Annotated in this window: 14 protein-coding genes and 1 tRNA gene; 7 read left to right on the plus strand and 8 right to left on the minus strand. The window is 62.2% G+C overall.

Features of this window, described 5'->3' with window-relative positions; translation table 11 throughout:
* Nucleotides 1–39 precede the first annotated feature (39 nt).
* A complete protein-coding gene (locus NVV77_RS15040) occupies nt 40–1785 on the minus strand; it encodes a diguanylate cyclase (RefSeq protein WP_295414671.1) in 1746 nt (581 codons plus the stop codon).
* A gap of 108 nt (nt 1786–1893) precedes the next feature.
* Nucleotides 1894–2493 (minus strand): alpha/beta hydrolase, encoded by a 600-nt coding sequence (locus NVV77_RS15045; protein WP_295414673.1) that lies wholly within the window; start codon nt 2491–2493, stop codon nt 1894–1896.
* Nucleotides 2494–2638: 145 nt separating this feature from the next.
* Here NVV77_RS15045 and NVV77_RS15050 point away from each other — a divergent pair, with 145 nt between their 5' ends.
* Nucleotides 2639–4033 (plus strand): L-serine ammonia-lyase, encoded by a 1395-nt coding sequence (locus NVV77_RS15050; RefSeq protein ID WP_295414675.1) that lies wholly within the window; start codon nt 2639–2641, stop codon nt 4031–4033.
* 130 nt (nt 4034–4163) lie between these two features.
* Here the strand turns inward: NVV77_RS15050 and NVV77_RS15055 are convergent, their stop codons facing one another.
* Nucleotides 4164–5585, minus strand: coding sequence for a mannose-1-phosphate guanylyltransferase/mannose-6-phosphate isomerase (locus NVV77_RS15055; RefSeq protein ID WP_295414677.1), 1422 nt, complete (start codon nt 5583–5585; stop codon nt 4164–4166).
* Nucleotides 5586–5716: 131 nt separating this feature from the next.
* Nucleotides 5717–5793, minus strand: a tRNA-Met gene (locus NVV77_RS15060).
* Between the two features lie 263 nt (nt 5794–6056).
* Between NVV77_RS15060 and NVV77_RS15065 the strand changes: the two genes are divergently transcribed.
* Both NVV77_RS15065 and NVV77_RS15070 read left to right on the plus strand, forming a co-directional pair.
* Nucleotides 6057–7094, plus strand: a complete 1038-nt coding sequence (locus NVV77_RS15065) for an aldo/keto reductase (protein WP_295414678.1) — start codon at nt 6057–6059, stop codon at nt 7092–7094.
* A gap of 29 nt (nt 7095–7123) precedes the next feature.
* Complete coding sequence (locus tag NVV77_RS15070) at nt 7124–7855, plus strand: DUF599 domain-containing protein (protein WP_295414680.1); 732 nt, start codon at nt 7124–7126, stop codon at nt 7853–7855.
* 30 nt (nt 7856–7885) lie between these two features.
* Here the strand turns inward: NVV77_RS15070 and NVV77_RS15075 are convergent, their stop codons facing one another.
* Nucleotides 7886–9118 (minus strand): tetratricopeptide repeat protein, encoded by a 1233-nt coding sequence (locus NVV77_RS15075; protein WP_295414681.1) that lies wholly within the window; start codon nt 9116–9118, stop codon nt 7886–7888.
* A 135-nt stretch (nt 9119–9253) separates the two neighbouring features.
* Between NVV77_RS15075 and NVV77_RS15080 the strand changes: the two genes are divergently transcribed.
* The 4 genes from NVV77_RS15080 (at nt 9254) to NVV77_RS15100 (ending at nt 11870) form a co-directional block, all read left to right on the plus strand.
* Nucleotides 9254–9862, plus strand: coding sequence for an rRNA large subunit pseudouridine synthase E (locus tag NVV77_RS15080; RefSeq protein ID WP_295414706.1), 609 nt, complete (start codon nt 9254–9256; stop codon nt 9860–9862).
* A gap of 386 nt (nt 9863–10248) precedes the next feature.
* On the plus strand, nt 10249–10734 hold the full coding sequence (bfr, locus tag NVV77_RS15090) for a bacterioferritin (protein ID WP_035086236.1): 486 nt from the start codon (nt 10249–10251) through the stop codon (nt 10732–10734).
* A gap of 227 nt (nt 10735–10961) precedes the next feature.
* Nucleotides 10962–11375, plus strand: coding sequence for a VOC family protein (locus NVV77_RS15095; RefSeq protein WP_295414683.1), 414 nt, complete (start codon nt 10962–10964; stop codon nt 11373–11375).
* An 87-nt stretch (nt 11376–11462) separates the two neighbouring features.
* Nucleotides 11463–11870, plus strand: coding sequence for a DUF1761 domain-containing protein (locus NVV77_RS15100; RefSeq protein ID WP_295414685.1), 408 nt, complete (start codon nt 11463–11465; stop codon nt 11868–11870).
* A gap of 54 nt (nt 11871–11924) precedes the next feature.
* On the opposite strand, the gene NVV77_RS15105 is transcribed toward NVV77_RS15100, so the two are convergent.
* The 3 genes from NVV77_RS15105 to NVV77_RS15115 all read right to left on the minus strand — a co-directional run bounded on the left by NVV77_RS15105 (nt 11925) and on the right by NVV77_RS15115 (nt 15122).
* Nucleotides 11925–12920, minus strand: coding sequence for an alpha/beta hydrolase (locus NVV77_RS15105; protein ID WP_295414687.1), 996 nt, complete (start codon nt 12918–12920; stop codon nt 11925–11927).
* 213 nt (nt 12921–13133) lie between these two features.
* Nucleotides 13134–14336 carry a lytic murein transglycosylase gene (locus NVV77_RS15110; protein WP_295414689.1) on the minus strand — a complete coding sequence of 401 codons (1203 nt, stop codon included), beginning with the start codon at nt 14334–14336 and terminating at the stop codon, nt 13134–13136.
* A 135-nt stretch (nt 14337–14471) separates the two neighbouring features.
* Nucleotides 14472–15122 (minus strand): mechanosensitive ion channel domain-containing protein, encoded by a 651-nt coding sequence (locus NVV77_RS15115; RefSeq protein WP_295414691.1) that lies wholly within the window; start codon nt 15120–15122, stop codon nt 14472–14474.
* Nucleotides 15123–16298: the final 1176 nt, after the last annotated feature.

The following is a 16298-nucleotide window of genomic DNA, read 5'->3' on the forward strand; positions in this document are numbered from 1 at the left end:
AGGACTCGGCCGTCAAGCTTTGATGGATATGTGCAAAGGTCAGGCGACGTTGCGACGCGGGTCCGGTCGCATGTCCTTGTCAAAGATCACGACCCGGCCACGCCCTGCCTGCTTGGCGGTATAGAGCGCGGCGTCAGCCATGTCGGTCGCCACTTCGAGCTTGTCCCCGCCTTCGGCCAGACACGCCCCGATGCTGAGCGACACGACAATCGATCGTCCCGGCGCCGTCGCAATCGGCTCGCCAATCGCCGCGCGCATGATGTCATGCGCACGAGCCCGCAGTTCCTTGGGCCCGCATTCGGGCAGAAGCACGATGAACTCGTCGCCACCCCAGCGCGCACAGGCGCCCTCGGCACCCATCGTTTCCTGGATACGTCGCGCCACAGCGACAATGACCAGATCGCCGGCCGCATGGCCATGGCTGTCATTGATCTGCTTGAAATGGTCGACATCGACGAGAAGGATGCCATAGCCGGCGCCGCTGGCCGCAATATCGCCATGCGCCACCGCAAAACCGCGGCGATTGAGAATGCCCGATTGCCCGTCGCGGAACGCCAGGCTTTCGAGTTCCTGCGTGCGCTCGCGCACCCGGGTTTCGAGAAGCCGCGTATGGTCGTCGACGCTCGCCGCCATCTGCGTCAGCGCCGAGGACAGCCGCCCGATCTCATCCTGCCGGCCCGCGCCCATGCTCAGGGCCGGACCATAGTCGCCTGCGCGCGCCTTGCGCACCACATGTTCAAGCCTGGTCAGCCGGTCGAGCACCTGATTCCTGAACATCAGCACCAGCACCACCGCGACCACCACCATCATGGTGGCCAAGAGGAACCCGATGGGCACAAACAGCCGCCGGTCGATAATGGTATCGACGTCCATGAAGGTGACATTGTACCAGCCGAGCTTGTCGAGATAGCCGATGCCCACCAGCGTCTCTTTGCCATTGACCGTGACAAAGGCGGAATCGGCGAGCATGTCGCCCCCGGTCACATCGTCGAACAGCCGGCGCAGCGTTGCCGCGTCGCCCGACCCCGATACCAGCGAAAAGACCGAGCGCTTGCTATCGAGCCCATCGCCGAAATTAGCCAGGCTCACCAGCGTCTCGTCGCGATGCGCCTGGATCATGCCCTGCCGGTCGACAAACATGGAGGTGACGCCGCGCTGCGGCACATTCACCACTTCCTGGATGAAGGAGGTGAGGTCGATCCCGGTCCCCAACAGCCCCAGAACCTCGCGTCCCTCGCGGATCACGCAGTTCATCCAGACTTTGGTGACCTTCAGATTGGCGTCATTGTTGACGTTGAGATGGCACCCCTCGCCCAGGGCCAGGGTCGAATAATACCAGGCATCATCAGGGTTTTCCTGGTTCAGCCTGTAACGATACTGATTGCCCGCATAGGCATTGGCGCTGTCGTTGAAATAGTAATTGCCCGAAGCCGCCACGACGAAGAAATAGGAGCCATCGGCGAAATAGCGCCGATAATGCTCGAGTTCGGCAATGCCGCGCGCCCTGCGTTCCGGGTTGGTCTCGTCCAGCGCCCAGTCGCGGATCGCCTGGCTGCCCGCCAGCGCCTCGGCCAGCGACACCTCGCGCACCAGCGTGCCCAGCCCGCGATGCCGGTCATAAAGCACCTGCTTTTCGGCAAAGAGCGTGCCCAATTGCACGACGGTGGAATTGACCACCCACTGAAATGCAAAAAAGGCCGGCACGGCGACGCTGGCAAAACCGAGCAGCACCAGCAGCAGCACGCGGGCGCGCAAACTGTCGGTGAAGAGGCGAAGAAGCGACATATGCGGCGACCCATGGCGGCAGAAGGGCAGAGGCCCACCCCCGCCACTATCGGGGCGCGGGCCTCTAGACTTCGTTAATAGGCCAATAGGACAGGAAAAAACAAATCGTTAAGCGGAAAGAAAGGCCCGCGCCGCCAGGAGCTCTTCCTGCCGGATTTCGTGGCCACCATTGTGCCAGACAAGCTCTGCAACCGCTCCATTGGCACTAAAATAGTCAGCCAGCGCCTGGCTCGACCCGGCAGGTGCTATGGGATCATATTGCCCCGCCGTCACCAGTACTTTCCGTCCACCGAACGCGGCCGCCGGCGGCGCAAAGGGAATGAGCGGATGCATCAGCACGGTCGCGTCGAACAGCTCGGGCGCGCCGAACTGCACCGAGGCCAGGATGTTGGCGCCATTGGAATAACCCAGCCCCAGCACCTTTGAGGGCTGCCGCCTGGCCACTTCGGCGCGCAAAAAATCCGTCATTGCCGCGGTGCGCTGTTTCAGGTCCGCCATGTCATAGACGCCCTCCGCGGTGCGGCGGAAATAGCGCAAGGCACCGTGCTCGCTGACATCACCGCGCGGGGCGACGCGCGTCGCCCCGGGTGCCAGTTCTGCTGCGAGGTCAAAGAACTGGTTTTCGTCCCCACCCGTCCCGTGAAACAGGAAGATCAGCGGGGCATTGGCACCCGCGCCCTCGGCAGAACGGAATTGATATGAGGCCATAACTCATCTCCTTGCGCTTGATCCCAGCGATATCGGCATGCCCCATGCAAAGGCAATCGCTCATCCCCGCCACGCTCTGTTGCCAGTTTTGAAACAATGCCGAGAGGCCAGTTTGCAGCCCGCCTCATGCTCGCTATGATGGGGCATGTTCCTGTCTGTCTTTGACGTCTTCAAGATCGGTATCGGACCATCGAGTTCCCACACCATGGGCCCGATGTCGGCAGCCGGCCGTTTCCTCGATGAATTGCGCGCCGGCACCTGGCCGCGCGCCCGCCAGGCCCAGCCTGCAGCGATCACCGCCAGCCTTCATGGCTCGCTCGCCTATACCGGCATCGGCCATGGCAGCGACCGCGCCGTGATCCTCGGCCTTGCCGGCGAAAATCCGCGCGATATCGATCCCGACCAGATGGATCCGATCGTCGAAAAAATCCGCGAGACCGGCCGCATCGAGCCGCCCGGCCACCCGGCGTATCGCTTCCGCCCCGCTGTCGATCTCGTCCTCGACACCAGAACACCCCTGCCCGGCCATCCCAATGGCATGCAGTTCTGCGCCTGGGATGGCGACGGCCAATTGCTGCTGCGCCGGGTCTATTTCTCCATTGGCGGCGGCTTCGTTGTCAGTCAGGACGAGTTGACTGCCCTCAAGGATGCCCCCTCAATCAAGCAGGACGTGCCCTGGCCCTTCGCCAATGCCGCCGAAATGCTCGACATGGCCAAGCGCTCCGGTCTTTCCATCGCCGCGATGAAGCGCGCCAATGAGGAAGTGCGTCTTTCCCGCCAGAAACTCGACCGGGACCTCGACGAGGTCTGGACCGCCATGTCCGGCTGCATCGATCGCGGCCTCACCCAGGACGGGCAACTGCCTGGTGGCTTAAAGGTTCGCCGCCGCGCCAAGGCGCTCCACGAACACCTGGCCGAAAAATGGCGTCGCAACGAGATCGACCCCTTGAGCGGCAATGACTGGCTCAGCCTCTTTGCCATGGCGGTCAACGAGGAGAACGCCGCCGGCGGCCGCGTCGTCACCGCGCCCACCAATGGCGCAGCCGGGGTCATTCCATCAGTCCTGCGCTATGCCACGCAATTCCTGCCCGGCATGGGCCGCGCCGCCGTGCACGATTTCCTCCTCACCGCCGCCGCCATCGGCGGCATTCTCAAGCATAACGCGTCAATTTCCGGCGCCGAAATGGGCTGCCAGGGCGAAGTCGGCTCCGCCTCGTCCATGGCCGCCGCCGGCCTCTGCGCCATTCAGGGCGGCACGCCCGAACAGGTCGAAAACGCCGCCGAAATCGCGCTCGAACATCACCTGGGCATGACTTGCGACCCCGTCGGGGGCCTCGTGCAGATCCCCTGCATCGAGCGCAACGCCTTTGGCGCCGTCAAAGCCGTCACCGCCGCCTCGCTGGCCCTCAAGGGCGACGGCATCCACGCCGTCCCGCTCGACGCGTGCATCGAAACCATGCGCCAGACCGGCAATGACATGAGCGAAAAATACAAGGAAACGAGCCAGGGCGGGCTGGCGGTCAACGTGGTGGCCTGCTGAAGCGCGGCATCAGCGCTTCCCATTTTCCACGGTGTCATTCCCGCGAAAGCGGGAATCCCTGTTTCACAAACGAAGATCCCCGCTTTCGCGGGGATGACGCTGTGTTTGGAAATCAACGTGGTGGAGCTGATCAGCTCCGCCCGAACTCATCCTCGATCCGGATGATATCGTCTTCCCCGAGATAAGACCCGGTCTGCACCTCGATCAGCTCCAGCTCGATCTTGCCCGGATTGGCGAGGCGATGCGTGCAACCGAGCGGCAGGTAGATCGACTGATTCTCGGTCAGCATGGTCACCTGACCATCCACCGTCACCTCGGCCGTACCCCGCACCACGATCCAATGTTCAGACCGGTGATGGTGCTTCTGCAAACTCAGCTTCTTGCCCGGCTTCACGAAGAGCTTCTTCACCTGGAACCGGTCGCCCATGAGAATGGACGAATACCCGCCCCAGGGCCGATATGACGTCTTGTGCGTCTCGGTCAGTGCCCGCGTCGCGGCATCCGCCTTCAGCGACTTGGCGATCGCCCCGACATTCTGTGCCTGGCTCAGCCGCCCGACAAAAACCGCGTCTTCGGTAGCGATAACAGCCACATCGTCGAGCCCATCGACCACCACATGCGCTGTCTCGGTCACGATGAGCGAATTGGTCGAGTTGGAAATCATCGCCGGCCCGGAAACGGCATTCCCAGCCGCGTCCCGGTTCTGCCCCTTCCACACCGCATCCCAGGCGCCGAGGTCAGACCATTCGAACGACACGGGCAGCACGGCGGCCTTGTCGGTCCGCTCGAAAATCGCATAGTCGACCGAGATATTGGGCGAAGCTGCAAAAGCTGCCTCATCGAGCCGGATGAAATCGAGATCCCGCTTGGCCCCGGCCACCGCGCCCCGCGCCGCGTCAAAAACCTCCGGCGCCAGCTTTTCGCATTCAGCGAGGAACAGTTTTGCCGGCAGCATGAACATGCCCGAATTCCAGGCGAAGCCGCCCTGCGCCAGCATGGCCTCGGCCTTTTCAAGATTGGGCTTTTCGACAAAAGCCCCAACCCTGTGCGCGCCATGGCGCAAGGCATCCCCGATGGCAATATAGCCATAGCCGGTTTCCGGGCGGTCAGGCGTGATCCCGAAGGTCACGAGATGCCCATCTCGCGCGGCAAGCGCCGCATTGTCCACCGCACCAAAATATTCGGCACTGGCCGGGATCAAATGGTCCGAGGCCAGCACATGAATGACGGCATTCTCGTCCTGGCTCACCGCCACCTGCGCCGCCGCAGCAATCGCCGCCGCCGTATTCCGCGCCACGGGCTCCAGCAAGATCGCCCCCAGCGCAATGCCCCGCTCCTGCGCCTGTTCGGCGATAAGGAAACGATATTCGGCATTGGTGATGACGATCGGCGCCTCGTAGCGCCCGGCATCCTTTACCCGCTCCAGGCTCTGCTGGAAGAGACTGCTCTCCCCCACGAGATCAATGAACTGCTTGGGCCGCGCCGAACGCGACTTCGGCCACAAACGGGTCCCCTGACCCCCGGCGAGAATGACAGGAACAATGGATGACAAGGAACTGACCCGCGCTAGCACTCGAGATTATTCATCCCTTAGCCGAAGCAACCGGGCTTTGCCACAGATCCGCGAAAGCAAAGACCAAAAAGGTAAAGGCCCACAAGACGAATAGTCTTATGGGCCTTTATTGGTTGCGGGAGCAGGATTTGAACCTGCGACCTTCAGGTTATGAGCCTGACGAGCTACCGGGCTGCTCCATCCCGCGTCAATCACTGCGCCTCGGCGCGGTGTGAGGGGTATATAGGGGGTAGTGCCGAAGACCTCAACCCCCAAAGCGGCGCGGGTGACGGTTTTTTGACATCCGACGCCAACATCAGGAAAATCAGGGCTTTGCGGCGCAAGGCATGTGGAAAACTTCGTCTGAAGCCGTTCCCGTCTTTTCCCCTTCGTGTCGAACGGTCTACCGTCCGGCGCGCTGGACTGTCTACTGTCCGGCCCGCTGGAATTTGAGGATTTGGGGCGCCCACCATGGAAATGAAGAAACTCGGCCGCACGGGCATTGAGGTCACCGACATCTGCCTCGGCACCATGACCTGGGGCAGCCAGAACACTCAGGATGAAGGCCACGCCCAGATCGCCATGGCCCGCGATGCCGGCATCAATTTCATGGACACCGCCGAACTCTACGCCGTGCCCGGCAGCCCTGAAACCTCCGGCCGCACCGAGGAAATCATCGGCAACTGGTTCGCCACGCACAAGGACCGCGAAAACTGGGTCCTTGCCAGCAAGATCGGCGGCGGCGGCAACGCGTTTCTCCGCGAAGGCAAGCGCGCCGATGGCGCCTCGATCCGCGTAGCGGTCGACGGCAGCCTGAAGCGTCTCAAGACCGACTATATCGACCTCTACCAGATCCACTGGGCCAGCCGCGGCCACTACCATTTCGAGAATTACTGGCGCTACGCCCCGCACAAGCAGGACACCGCCGACATCCTCGCCAATCTCGAGGACATGCTCGAAACCCTCGGCGACCTGATCAGCCAAGGAAAAATCCGCGCCATCGGCGTCTCCAACGAAACCACCTGGGGCATCACCCAGTGGCTCCGCATCGCCGAAGCCAAGGGCTTTCCGCGCCTCGCTTCCGTGCAGAACGAATACAACTTCCTACGCCGCCTCTTCGACCACGACCTGGCTGAACTCAGCCACCACGAAGACGTCGGCCTCCTCGCCTATTCGCCGCTCGCCGCCGGCATGCTGACGGGCAAATATCTCGATGGCGCGACGCCCAAGGGCAGCCGCAAGGACTACCAGAAGGGCTTCTGGCGCCAGAACGAGTTCTCCGAAGCCGCCACCCGCGACTACCTGGCCCTCGCCAAAAAGCACGGCCTCGACCCCGCCCAGATGGCCATTGCCTTCTGCCGCACCCGCCCCTTCATGACCTCGACCATCATCGGCGCCACCAGCACCGAGCAACTGGCCGTCGATCTCGGCGCCGTAGACCTGACGCTCTCGCCCGAAGTCCTCGGCGAGATCGACGCGCTCTTCCGCCGCCACCCGCGCCCGCTATAAGTTGAAATGGAACGCTTCGGGGGCCCGGCATGACGGCAACGCTTTTCACTTCGCTTTTCCCGCTCGTCGCCTACTACGTCTATAATCTCACCGTGCCGCTGATCGAGCGCCGCCGTCCCTCGCTCTCGACCATCATGAACATGCAGCGCCGTCGCTGGGTCACCAATGCGACGCGCCGCGAAAGCCCGTTCGATGCCATTCTGTCGGGCAATATCATGGGCTCGGTGAGTTTTCTGGCCTCGACCTCGGTCCTCTTGGTCCTGGCGGTCTTTGCCGTCTTCGGCCAATTGCCGACCCTGATGGACACGCTGGGCACGATCTCGGTCGATAGTACGTTCACGATTGCCGACGTGCAGATCCATCTCATCGTCATGCTGGCCATGTTCGTGATCGCCTTCTTCGCCTTCACCCTGTCGCTGCGCCAGTTCAATCACTATTGCATCATGCTCGGCGCGCTCGAGCACGACCGGGTCACCTCGGAAGAAGAAATCGACGCCATCACCCGCATGAACGCGCTCGGCGCCAAGAACTTCAATTCCGGCATCCGCGCCTATTACTTTTCGGTCGCAACCGTCGCCTGGTTCATTTCCGAATGGCTGGCGGTCGCCACCTGCCTTGCCACCATCCTCGTCGTCGCCCATCGCGAGTTCTTCTCGACCGCGCACCGCACCGCCGCCTCCGCCGCCGTCATCGCCGCGCGGCACCGGAAGAAGCTGGCTGAAAGCGACGTGAAAAAAGAAGAGGGCCCCGGCGAGTTCTAGCCAGGGCCCTCTCTCGATTTCTGCAAAAGCCTATTTCGACTTGGTCTTGCCGCCGGTCGAGCTGCTGCCGCCATTGTTGAGCCGCGCCAGGTTATCGACGGCGAGCTGGTAGCCCAGATCCGCCGACTGCTGATAGTAGCTCTTGGCCAGCTCAAGATCGACGTCGACCCCCAGCCCATTCTCGTAGATATGGCCCATATTGTTGAGCCCGATCGGCTGGTTCTCCTCGGCCGCCATCTCGGTCCACTTCAGGGCCTCGACATAATCGACCTCGGTTCCGAGCCCATCCATGTAGAGGAGGCCGAGATTGACCGCGGCGCGCATCTCCCCGCCCTCGGCGGCTTCCTTGTAGAGCTCCAGCGCCTTGGCATAATCCTGCTTCACGCCGCGCCCGTCTTCATAGAGCAGGGCCAGATTGTGCTTGGCGAGCGCCATGCCCTGGTCGGCGGCGAGCTCATAGAGCTCAGCCGCTTCCGCCACGTCCTGTTCTACGCCCTCGCCGTTTTCGAGCAGGAAGGCGAGATTGTTCTGCCCATACATGTCGCCCTGGTCGGCGGCGAGCCGATAGAGTTCGACGGCACGCTCCATGTCAACGTCCTGGCCCAGTCCGTCCTGCAGCACCTTGCCCAGGTTCACCTGCGCCGACACATCGCCCTGCGCCACGGCCTTTTCGAACCAGGCCGCCGCCGCCACATAGTCGAGCGGCACCCCGAGCCCTTCCTGATACATCAGCCCCAGATTGGACTGCGCCTTGGCCATGCCCTGCTCGGCCGCCGCGCGATACCAGCGTGCCGCTTCGTTATAGTCCTGCTCGACGCCCTCGCCGAAATCATAGGAAAGCCCAATGGAGTTCTGCGCCAGGGCAAAGCCGGCTTCGGCGCCCTCAAGCAGCAATTGCGCGCCGCGCTCCATGTCGGTCTCGACCCCGTCGCCGGTCGTCAGCATGTCGCCATAGATGGCAAGCGCGATCACATGCCCGCCCTCGGCCGCCTCCTCAAAGAGCGGCACGGCGGTCTCGGTATCGCCATCGGCAAAATAGGCGCGCGCCAGCCAGCCCTTGAGCTGGACGGAATCGGGTTCTTCCTTCAGCGCTTCGCTACAGGCCTTGATCGCGGCTGCCGTGTCGATGTCCCAGGTTTCCCGGCCGATCGATTCAAACCCCACCTCATACTGGCTCGCGGCCTCCGCGGCGCAGGCGTCAAAGGCCGGCCCCGCCCAGGCTGGCACCGCCGGCAGAGCCAGAACCGAGGTGGCGGATGCCATGACCAATACGGCTCGTCTCGATGAACGGATCGGTTTCATTGCTCTCTCCCAAAAGACTGCACATTGAGGCCGCAGACCGATGTTACCCCAGCCTTTGCAACCAACAAAAGACTTGCAGCAAACAAATGCTTGAGCGTGGTCAACGCCGCAGCGATTGCCGAGCCCAGGCCCCTCGACTATCACTGCGCCATGGCCCGCCTCATCCTTCTCAACAAGCCGTTCAACGTGCTCTCGCAATTTTCCAGCGGGGAGCCGGGCGAAACGCTCGCCGATTTCGTCAAAGTGCCCGAGGTCTATCCCGCCGGAAGGCTCGACAAGGATAGCGAGGGGCTGCTGCTGCTCACGGACGATGGGCGCCTGCAGGCCGAGATTTCCTCGCCCCGCTTCAAATTGCCCAAAACCTATCTGGTTCAGGTCGAGGGCATTCCCACCGAAGAGGCTCTCAAGAAGCTCCGCAACGGCGTCACCCTCAACGACGGCCCCACCCGCCCCGCCGAGGCAAAGCTGATCGATCCACCCGAGCTTTGGGAACGCAATCCGCCGGTGCGGTTTCGCAAAAGCGTGCCCGATAGCTGGATTTCCCTCACCATCACCGAAGGCCGCAACCGCCAGGTCCGCCGCATGACCGCCGCCGTCGGCTTTCCCACCCTGCGCCTTGTCCGCTGGCAGATCGGGGACTGGACCGTGGATGGCCTCGCCCCCGGCGAGTGGCGAGACGCCCCTCTCTCCCGCCGCCGGAGCTGAACACCAGCATTTGCCCCGCCCCGTGGGCCTCTGCGGCAATTTATGATGTTGACATTCAACTATGGTGAGCGTTTATTGCCGCCCGTTGAGACGACTTTCCGGCCCGCCAATGCTTGTCTGCCAGTGCAATATGATCACCTCGCAAGAGATCGAGGACATTGTTCTGGATCTTCTCAAGGCAGACCCCTGGCAATTGGTGGTTCCCGCGAAGGTCTATTCTGAGCTCAACCGACGTGCGAAATGCGCGGGCTGTGTGCCGAATGTGGTGGACATTATCGTCCAGGTCACAGAGAATTATCACGCCCAGCATGCCCATCCGCCTGGGGACGTTCTGACGTTCCAGACTGGGCTGGAGAAGCTTAAGCAGCAACGCAGTGGAGTACGTCGTGAAAGGCGAAGCACAAGTCATCGAGCGGCTTAACGAAGCCCTTTTTCTCGAACTCGGCGCCGTCAACCAGTATTGGGTGCATTTCCGCCTGCTGGATGATTGGGGCTATAAAAAGCTTGCAGCCAAGGAACGCGCTGAATCCATCGAAGAGATGCATCACGCCGACCGGCTGATCGAGCGCATCATTTTCCTTGAAGGTCATCCCAATTTGCAGCGCGTGGCCCCGCTGCGAATCGGCCAGACCATCAAGGAAGTTCTGGAAGCCGACCTTGCCGGCGAATATGACGCCCGCGCCGCCTACAAGGCGAGCCGCGAGCTCTGCGAACAGCTTGGCGACTATGTCTCCAAGAACCTGTTCGAGGCCCTGCTCACCGACGAGGAAGGTCACATCGACTTCCTCGAAACCCAGCTCGATCTTCTCGAAAAGATCGGCCCGGAAAAGTACGGCCAGCTCAATTCGGCCTCGGCCGACGAAGCCGAATAGTTTTTTGCCCCATAGGCATCGCGGAAAAGTGGAAACCGGTTTTCCCCTCAGCGATGCCCAACATGCCCCTGGAACGCCCGGCTCGTCCGGGCGTTTTGCTGTCCGGCACCAGTCGCGGCCCACGCGCGATTGTCACCCCGGCGAAGGCCGCGGCCCATCTTGAGATCAACCGGATGGCACTGGCGCACTAGGTTCGCCAATGCCTCGCCAGAACGAATGGATAAAAGATGGCTTTCCACACCGGCCGCTTGATCGACCATGTGCACCTCAGGGCACATGATTTCGAGAAAACCCTCAAATTCTACAAGGCCGTGTTGGCCGTCCTCGACGTTCCCATTACCGCCTCGGGCAAGAACTGGTTCCAGGTCGATGAGCTGTTTGTCGACGAGACCGAGGAGGACATTCTCCCCAGCCACGTCCATCTCGCCTTTCAGGCCAAGGACCGGGCCACCGTCGACGCCTTCTACGCGGCAGCCCTCGCCGCCGGTGGCAAGGACAATGGCGCCCCCGGCGAGCGCGATTATCACCCCGGCTACTACGCCGCCTTCGTCACCGACCCCGATGGCAACAATATCGAAGCCGTCTTCCACGGCCCTGCCAAGCGCTCGGCGGCCTCTGTTGTCATAGAACCCCAGACTTAGGCGAGCGGCCCGAGCTTCAGCCGAATTGCCAAGTTTCCACCACCGGCCTAGCATCGGCCATGGGTGAGCTATCGCCGGGGGGATGAAATGAACGCAATTCCGATCAACTACTGGGCCGTGCTCGTGGCGGCAGCGCTCCGCATGGCCGTCGGCTTCGTCTGGTATTCGCCACCGGTCCTGCTCAAGCCCTGGCAGGCGCTGACGGGGATAACGCCGGAAACCATGCGTGCAGGACTGACCAGGGCCATGGTGGTCGACGTCATCGCCTCGCTGATCATGGCTTTCGCCCTCGCCAATATCATCGGCGCTTCCGGCATCACCGATTGGCTCAATGGCGCCCTGGCCGGCTTCTGGGTCTGGCTCGGTTTCATCGCCACCGTGCTGGTTTCGCTCTGGGGCTATGAAAACCGCTCGCTCAAACTCATCGGCATCAATCTGGGCAACAATCTCATAGCCCTGTTGCTCATGGGCGCGCTGCTCGCCTCCTGGCGCTGAACCCACCACCACCCGCCGCCTGCGCCTTTCGCGCAGGCGACTACGCCTCGCGGCTCAGTCCTCGATCGGCTGGAACATCGAATTGAGTTGCGACACGATCTGGTCCATCGGCGCAATCGCCTCCGGCAATTGCTCCGGCGCTTCCGGCGTCGCGACGAGATAGGGCACCCCGCTCGGGAAAGCCCCAAAGCGCTGGAAGAAGCCCACCATGTCCTCGAGCACCGGCATGCGCCAGCGCCAGAGCGCGCCCATGGCGATCACCGGCTCCATATGCCCAAAGCCCTCATAATACTGCGTCGTCACCCACACGCCCTGTGCCCGCAGGCGCTCGGCAAAGTGATTGGTGTTTTGCACGCGCACGATCGGATCGGTGGTGCCGCTCGCCAGATACATGGGCGGGGCGGAAGAGGTGATCAGGTTGATCGGCTGCGTGCCCTCAGGGTTCGGCGCGCTCCCAAACGCGTCCTTCACCTCTCCATATTCAAACGGATAAAAATCATAGGGCCCCGAAAGCGCCGCGACAGCCAGGATCGGCATGGTGACGCCAAACTCCTGCCGGTATGACGGATCGAGCGCCAGCATCACCGCATTATAGGCACCGGCCGAATGCCCGGCGAGAAACAGCCGGTTCGGGTCGCCGCCATAATTGGCGATATTGTCCTGAACCCAGCGCATCGCTGCAGCGCTGTCATAGAGGAAATCGGGAAACCGCACTTCCGGCACGAGGCGATAGTCGGCGATGACGGTAATAAACCCGCGCGAAGCCAGTGCCCGGCCAACGAACTGATAGTCGCTGCGCTCGCCCCTGTTCCAGCCGCCGCCATAGATGAAGAACACCACCGGCGCCGGAGTACCGCGCTGCTCGGGTCCATAGATGTCGAGCTTGTGCCGCGGCCCATCGGCATAGGCAATGCCATCCCCGATCTTGGACGTACCGGCATCCATGGATGTCGGCAGGTTGAACGGGTCCATCATCGACAGCGCGAAGGCCGGCACCGGCAGGAGCGAAACGAGAACCGCTAGGGCGGCAAAAATACGAAGTCTGGTCATTGCGGAACTGATGATGGTTGGGAGGGTGCGGGCACTATGGGGAGCAATGCCGGACAATTTGTGACGTGACGTACCAGGTGCCCAGAATGGGCGAGGGCAGGCGCACCGTTGTGGCGCTGGCCTGCCCTCTACTTAAGCGCCCCGAGTCTGCTCCCCCGGAGGTTAACAATAAGTTAACGCACAATCACGCTTTTGAGCGTTCCCCGGCCGGCCTCAGCGCTTCAATCGATCGAGCAGCAGCCCCGAAACATGGCCGTCGGCAGGCAATCCGGCACGCGCCTGAAAGGCCATCACCGCAGCCCGCGTCTTCGGCCCGACGACGCCGTCCAGCGTCCCCACATCATAGCCGGCGCGAGACAACAGGCTCTGCAATTCCGTCCGCTGCGCCTTGCTCAGCGCATAGTCCCCAGCCGGCCATGGCGTCGCAAAATCGCCGCCACCGATGATCCGGTCCGCCAGATGCCCGACGGCCAGAGCATAGCTGTCCGAATTATTGTAGCGCTTGATCACATCGAAATTGGGCAGCAGCAAAAAGGCCGGGCCCGAAGCGCCCGCCGGCATATAGAGCCGCGCCACATCCCCCGCCCGCGGAAAAGCCCGGCCGGACACGCGCGAAATCCCCATCTGCTGCCACTGGCTCAGCGGCGCCTTTTCTATCTGTCCGGCCTGCGCAAAATCGAAGCCGGACGGGATCTTGACCTCATAGCCCCAGGTTTCGCCCGGCCGCCAGCCAAAGGCGTTGAGATAATTGGCCGTCGAGCCCAGCGCATCCGGCACCGAGTTCCAGATATCCTTGCGCCCGTCGCCATTGTAGTCGATCGCGTAGCGCATAAAGCTCGAAGGCATGAACTGCGTATGCCCCATGGCCCCGGCCCACGAGCCGACCATCTGGTTGGGCGCAATATGGCCGTCCGAAACGATGCGCAGCGCGGTAAGCAGTTCCTTGCGGAAGAAGTCGGCGCGATAGCCGTTCTCCGTCAGCGTCGCCAGCGCGTGGATGGTATTATTGCCCCCCATGAAGCCGCCGAAATTGGTTTCCATGCCCCAGATGGCCAGCACCACTTCCGGCTGCACGCCAAAGCGCTGCTGCGCGCCGCCCAGCGTCTGCGCCCATTCCCCGCGCATCGCCGCGCCCTTGCTGGCCTGGGCCGCGGTGACGCGCTTGTCGATATATTGCTGCACGGTCTGGGAGAATTCAGGCTGCTTTCGCGTCAGCTCCATCACCTTGGAGATCGGCGAGTAGGATGCAAAAGACGCATCGAACGCCTGGCGGCTCACCCCGATGGCCTGTGCATCGGGCCACAGGCCGCGCACGAAATCGGCGCTATTGGCATGGGCTGGCACAGCCAGGCCCATAACAAGGGAAAGAGCCACAATGGCTTTGCCAAAGGCAAAAAGTCCGCTGGATCGGATCATGTCGAGCCTCGTGATACGCGCTACCTGAAAGTCACGAGCGCGCCGGCTGAACAGCATCGGGCGCGCGTATCAAATAATTAACGCACCCGATTAAGATCACCTTAAGGCAAAGGCCTTGGTCCGATCACGATGATTTCATGCGGGCTCGTCACCCATTGGCGGCAGCTCCGGCAGCGTTTTCCCGTCCTTGCCCGGCACATAGCGCATCTTTGGCGTCGGCGTTTCAATGCCGCGCTCGCCAAAAAGCCGCATCAGCGTTTCGCTATAATATCGTCCCGCGCCCCACTGCTTGCCCGCCAGCGTTTTTATGCGCGAGCGCAAGGTCACGGAAGCCGGCGTAATCGCGATCAGCCCCTGCAGGTCAAGGTCGTCGAGAATGACGTTCTTATAGTCCGGATGCTCCATCACCACGGCAAAAGCATCGCGCATGGCCTGCTTGGCGCCCTCGATATCGCTGTCATAGGCAATCTCCACCTCCGACACATAGAAGGAAAAGCCGCGCATCATGTTAGAAACCTGATCGACCGACGAGAACGGGATCAGATGCACCGTCCCCGTCATGTCCCGAATGGTCACCGACCGGATCGTCAGCTTTTCGACGACGCCCGTACGCCCGGCCGCCTCGACGACATCGCCCTCGTTCATCACATTCTCGAACTGAATGAAAATGCCGGTGATAATGTCCTGCACCAGCTTTTGCGCACCAAAACCGATGGCAAGACCAACCACACCGGCACCGGCCAGGAGCGGGGCGATATTCACCCCGATCTGCGCCAGCGCCAGCATCACCCCAAAGATCACTAGCGCCACGGTAAAAGCGTTCTTGAACAGATTGAGCAGCGTCTTTTTCGCGCGGCGTCGGCGCCTTGCCCGAGCTCGAACTCAGCCGATATTCCACCCAGGACGCCACGACGACATGCAGCACGATCGCGATGAGCACGATCAGCGCCGCCGACACCACAGAGCCGGCCACACCCAGCCCCTCGTCGCTGCCGATCCAGCTGGCAAAATCGAACAGCTCCCAGGCCTGGCCGACGGAAATGACCACCCCGGCGATCACGACCCAGCGCACCACGGCCATGACAGCCGGCACAAAAGCCTGCAGCCGGTGTTCAAGCAGCGGCAGCCGCTGGCTGATATCGGGCGGCAGCCGCAGGCCGACATTGACGAAGCGGCTGATGAAACCAACGATCAGCGACCCGATCACTATGGCCAGCAACGATTGCACCGTCGCCCCCAGCATGAAGGGCAGCGCCTCCTCGGGATTGGCGAACCAGACCACCAGCAGCGCAAAGAGATAAACGATCGCCAAGACATGCCACTGCTGCCCCACGGCCGCCAGCACGCGCCAAAGCCCGGCATTGCCCCGCCGCACCGCCAGTTCCGAAAGCCAGACCCGCACGTCGTCCTTGTTCTGCAGCACAATGATCACGCCCACGGTCACCGCCGTGATCATGATCAGCACCTGAACGGCAGTCGCCGCCGCCGGCGAGATCGCCGAGGCGAGCATCGGCGAGACGAACATGAACGTATAGCCGAGCAGCGACACCAGCCGCGCCAGCCAGAACGACCAATAGGCCGCGTTGTCATCAGTGACGGGCAGGAAACGCAGGCTCGTATGCCGCGGCGCCAGCAGCACCCGCACACCCAACTTGCACAATTCCACCACGAGGAAGGCATTGAGCAGCAGGCTCTGATTGATCCCCATTTCGCCGCGCGGCGTGGTGCCAAAGTTGAGCGCCAGCACATAGCCAAACGCCCAGGCCACGATCACGCTCAGCGTATCAACCAGCGTCCCCGCCGCGATAATCCCGAGCTTTTGCCAGATATTGCGATTGGCCGCCCCCCGCGAGATGCGCGCCAGGAGCGGCTGCGTCAGCAATCGCAACAGCCAGAAACTTCCGAACAGCCCCGCAAGCACAATCCCCAGATTAAGCGCAAGCGCACCCAGAACGTCGTAGT

The sequence above is a fragment of the Devosia sp. genome, assembly GCF_024707125.1.
Classification (GTDB): domain Bacteria; phylum Pseudomonadota; class Alphaproteobacteria; order Rhizobiales; family Devosiaceae; genus Devosia.

Coding starts and splice junctions, on each gene's coding strand:
- NVV77_RS15040 (WP_295414671.1), bottom strand. CDS start 1,785: ATGTCGCTTCTTCGCCTCTTCACCGACAGTTTGCGCGCCCGCGTGCTG.
- NVV77_RS15045 (WP_295414673.1), bottom strand. CDS start 2,493: ATGGCCTCATATCAATTCCGTTCTGCCGAGGGCGCGGGTGCCAATGCC.
- NVV77_RS15050 (WP_295414675.1), top strand. CDS start 2,639: ATGTTCCTGTCTGTCTTTGACGTCTTCAAGATCGGTATCGGACCATCG.
- NVV77_RS15065 (WP_295414678.1), top strand. CDS start 6,057: ATGGAAATGAAGAAACTCGGCCGCACGGGCATTGAGGTCACCGACATC.
- NVV77_RS15070 (WP_295414680.1), top strand. CDS start 7,124: ATGACGGCAACGCTTTTCACTTCGCTTTTCCCGCTCGTCGCCTACTAC.
- NVV77_RS15075 (WP_295414681.1), bottom strand. CDS start 9,118: ATGGCATCCGCCACCTCGGTTCTGGCTCTGCCGGCGGTGCCAGCCTGG.
- NVV77_RS15095 (WP_295414683.1), top strand. CDS start 10,962: ATGGCTTTCCACACCGGCCGCTTGATCGACCATGTGCACCTCAGGGCA.
- NVV77_RS15100 (WP_295414685.1), top strand. CDS start 11,463: ATGAACGCAATTCCGATCAACTACTGGGCCGTGCTCGTGGCGGCAGCG.
- NVV77_RS15105 (WP_295414687.1), bottom strand. CDS start 12,920: ATGACCAGACTTCGTATTTTTGCCGCCCTAGCGGTTCTCGTTTCGCTC.
- NVV77_RS15110 (WP_295414689.1), bottom strand. CDS start 14,336: ATGATCCGATCCAGCGGACTTTTTGCCTTTGGCAAAGCCATTGTGGCT.
- NVV77_RS15115 (WP_295414691.1), bottom strand. CDS start 15,122: ATGCTGGCGCTGGCGCAGATCGGGGTGAATATCGCCCCGCTCCTGGCC.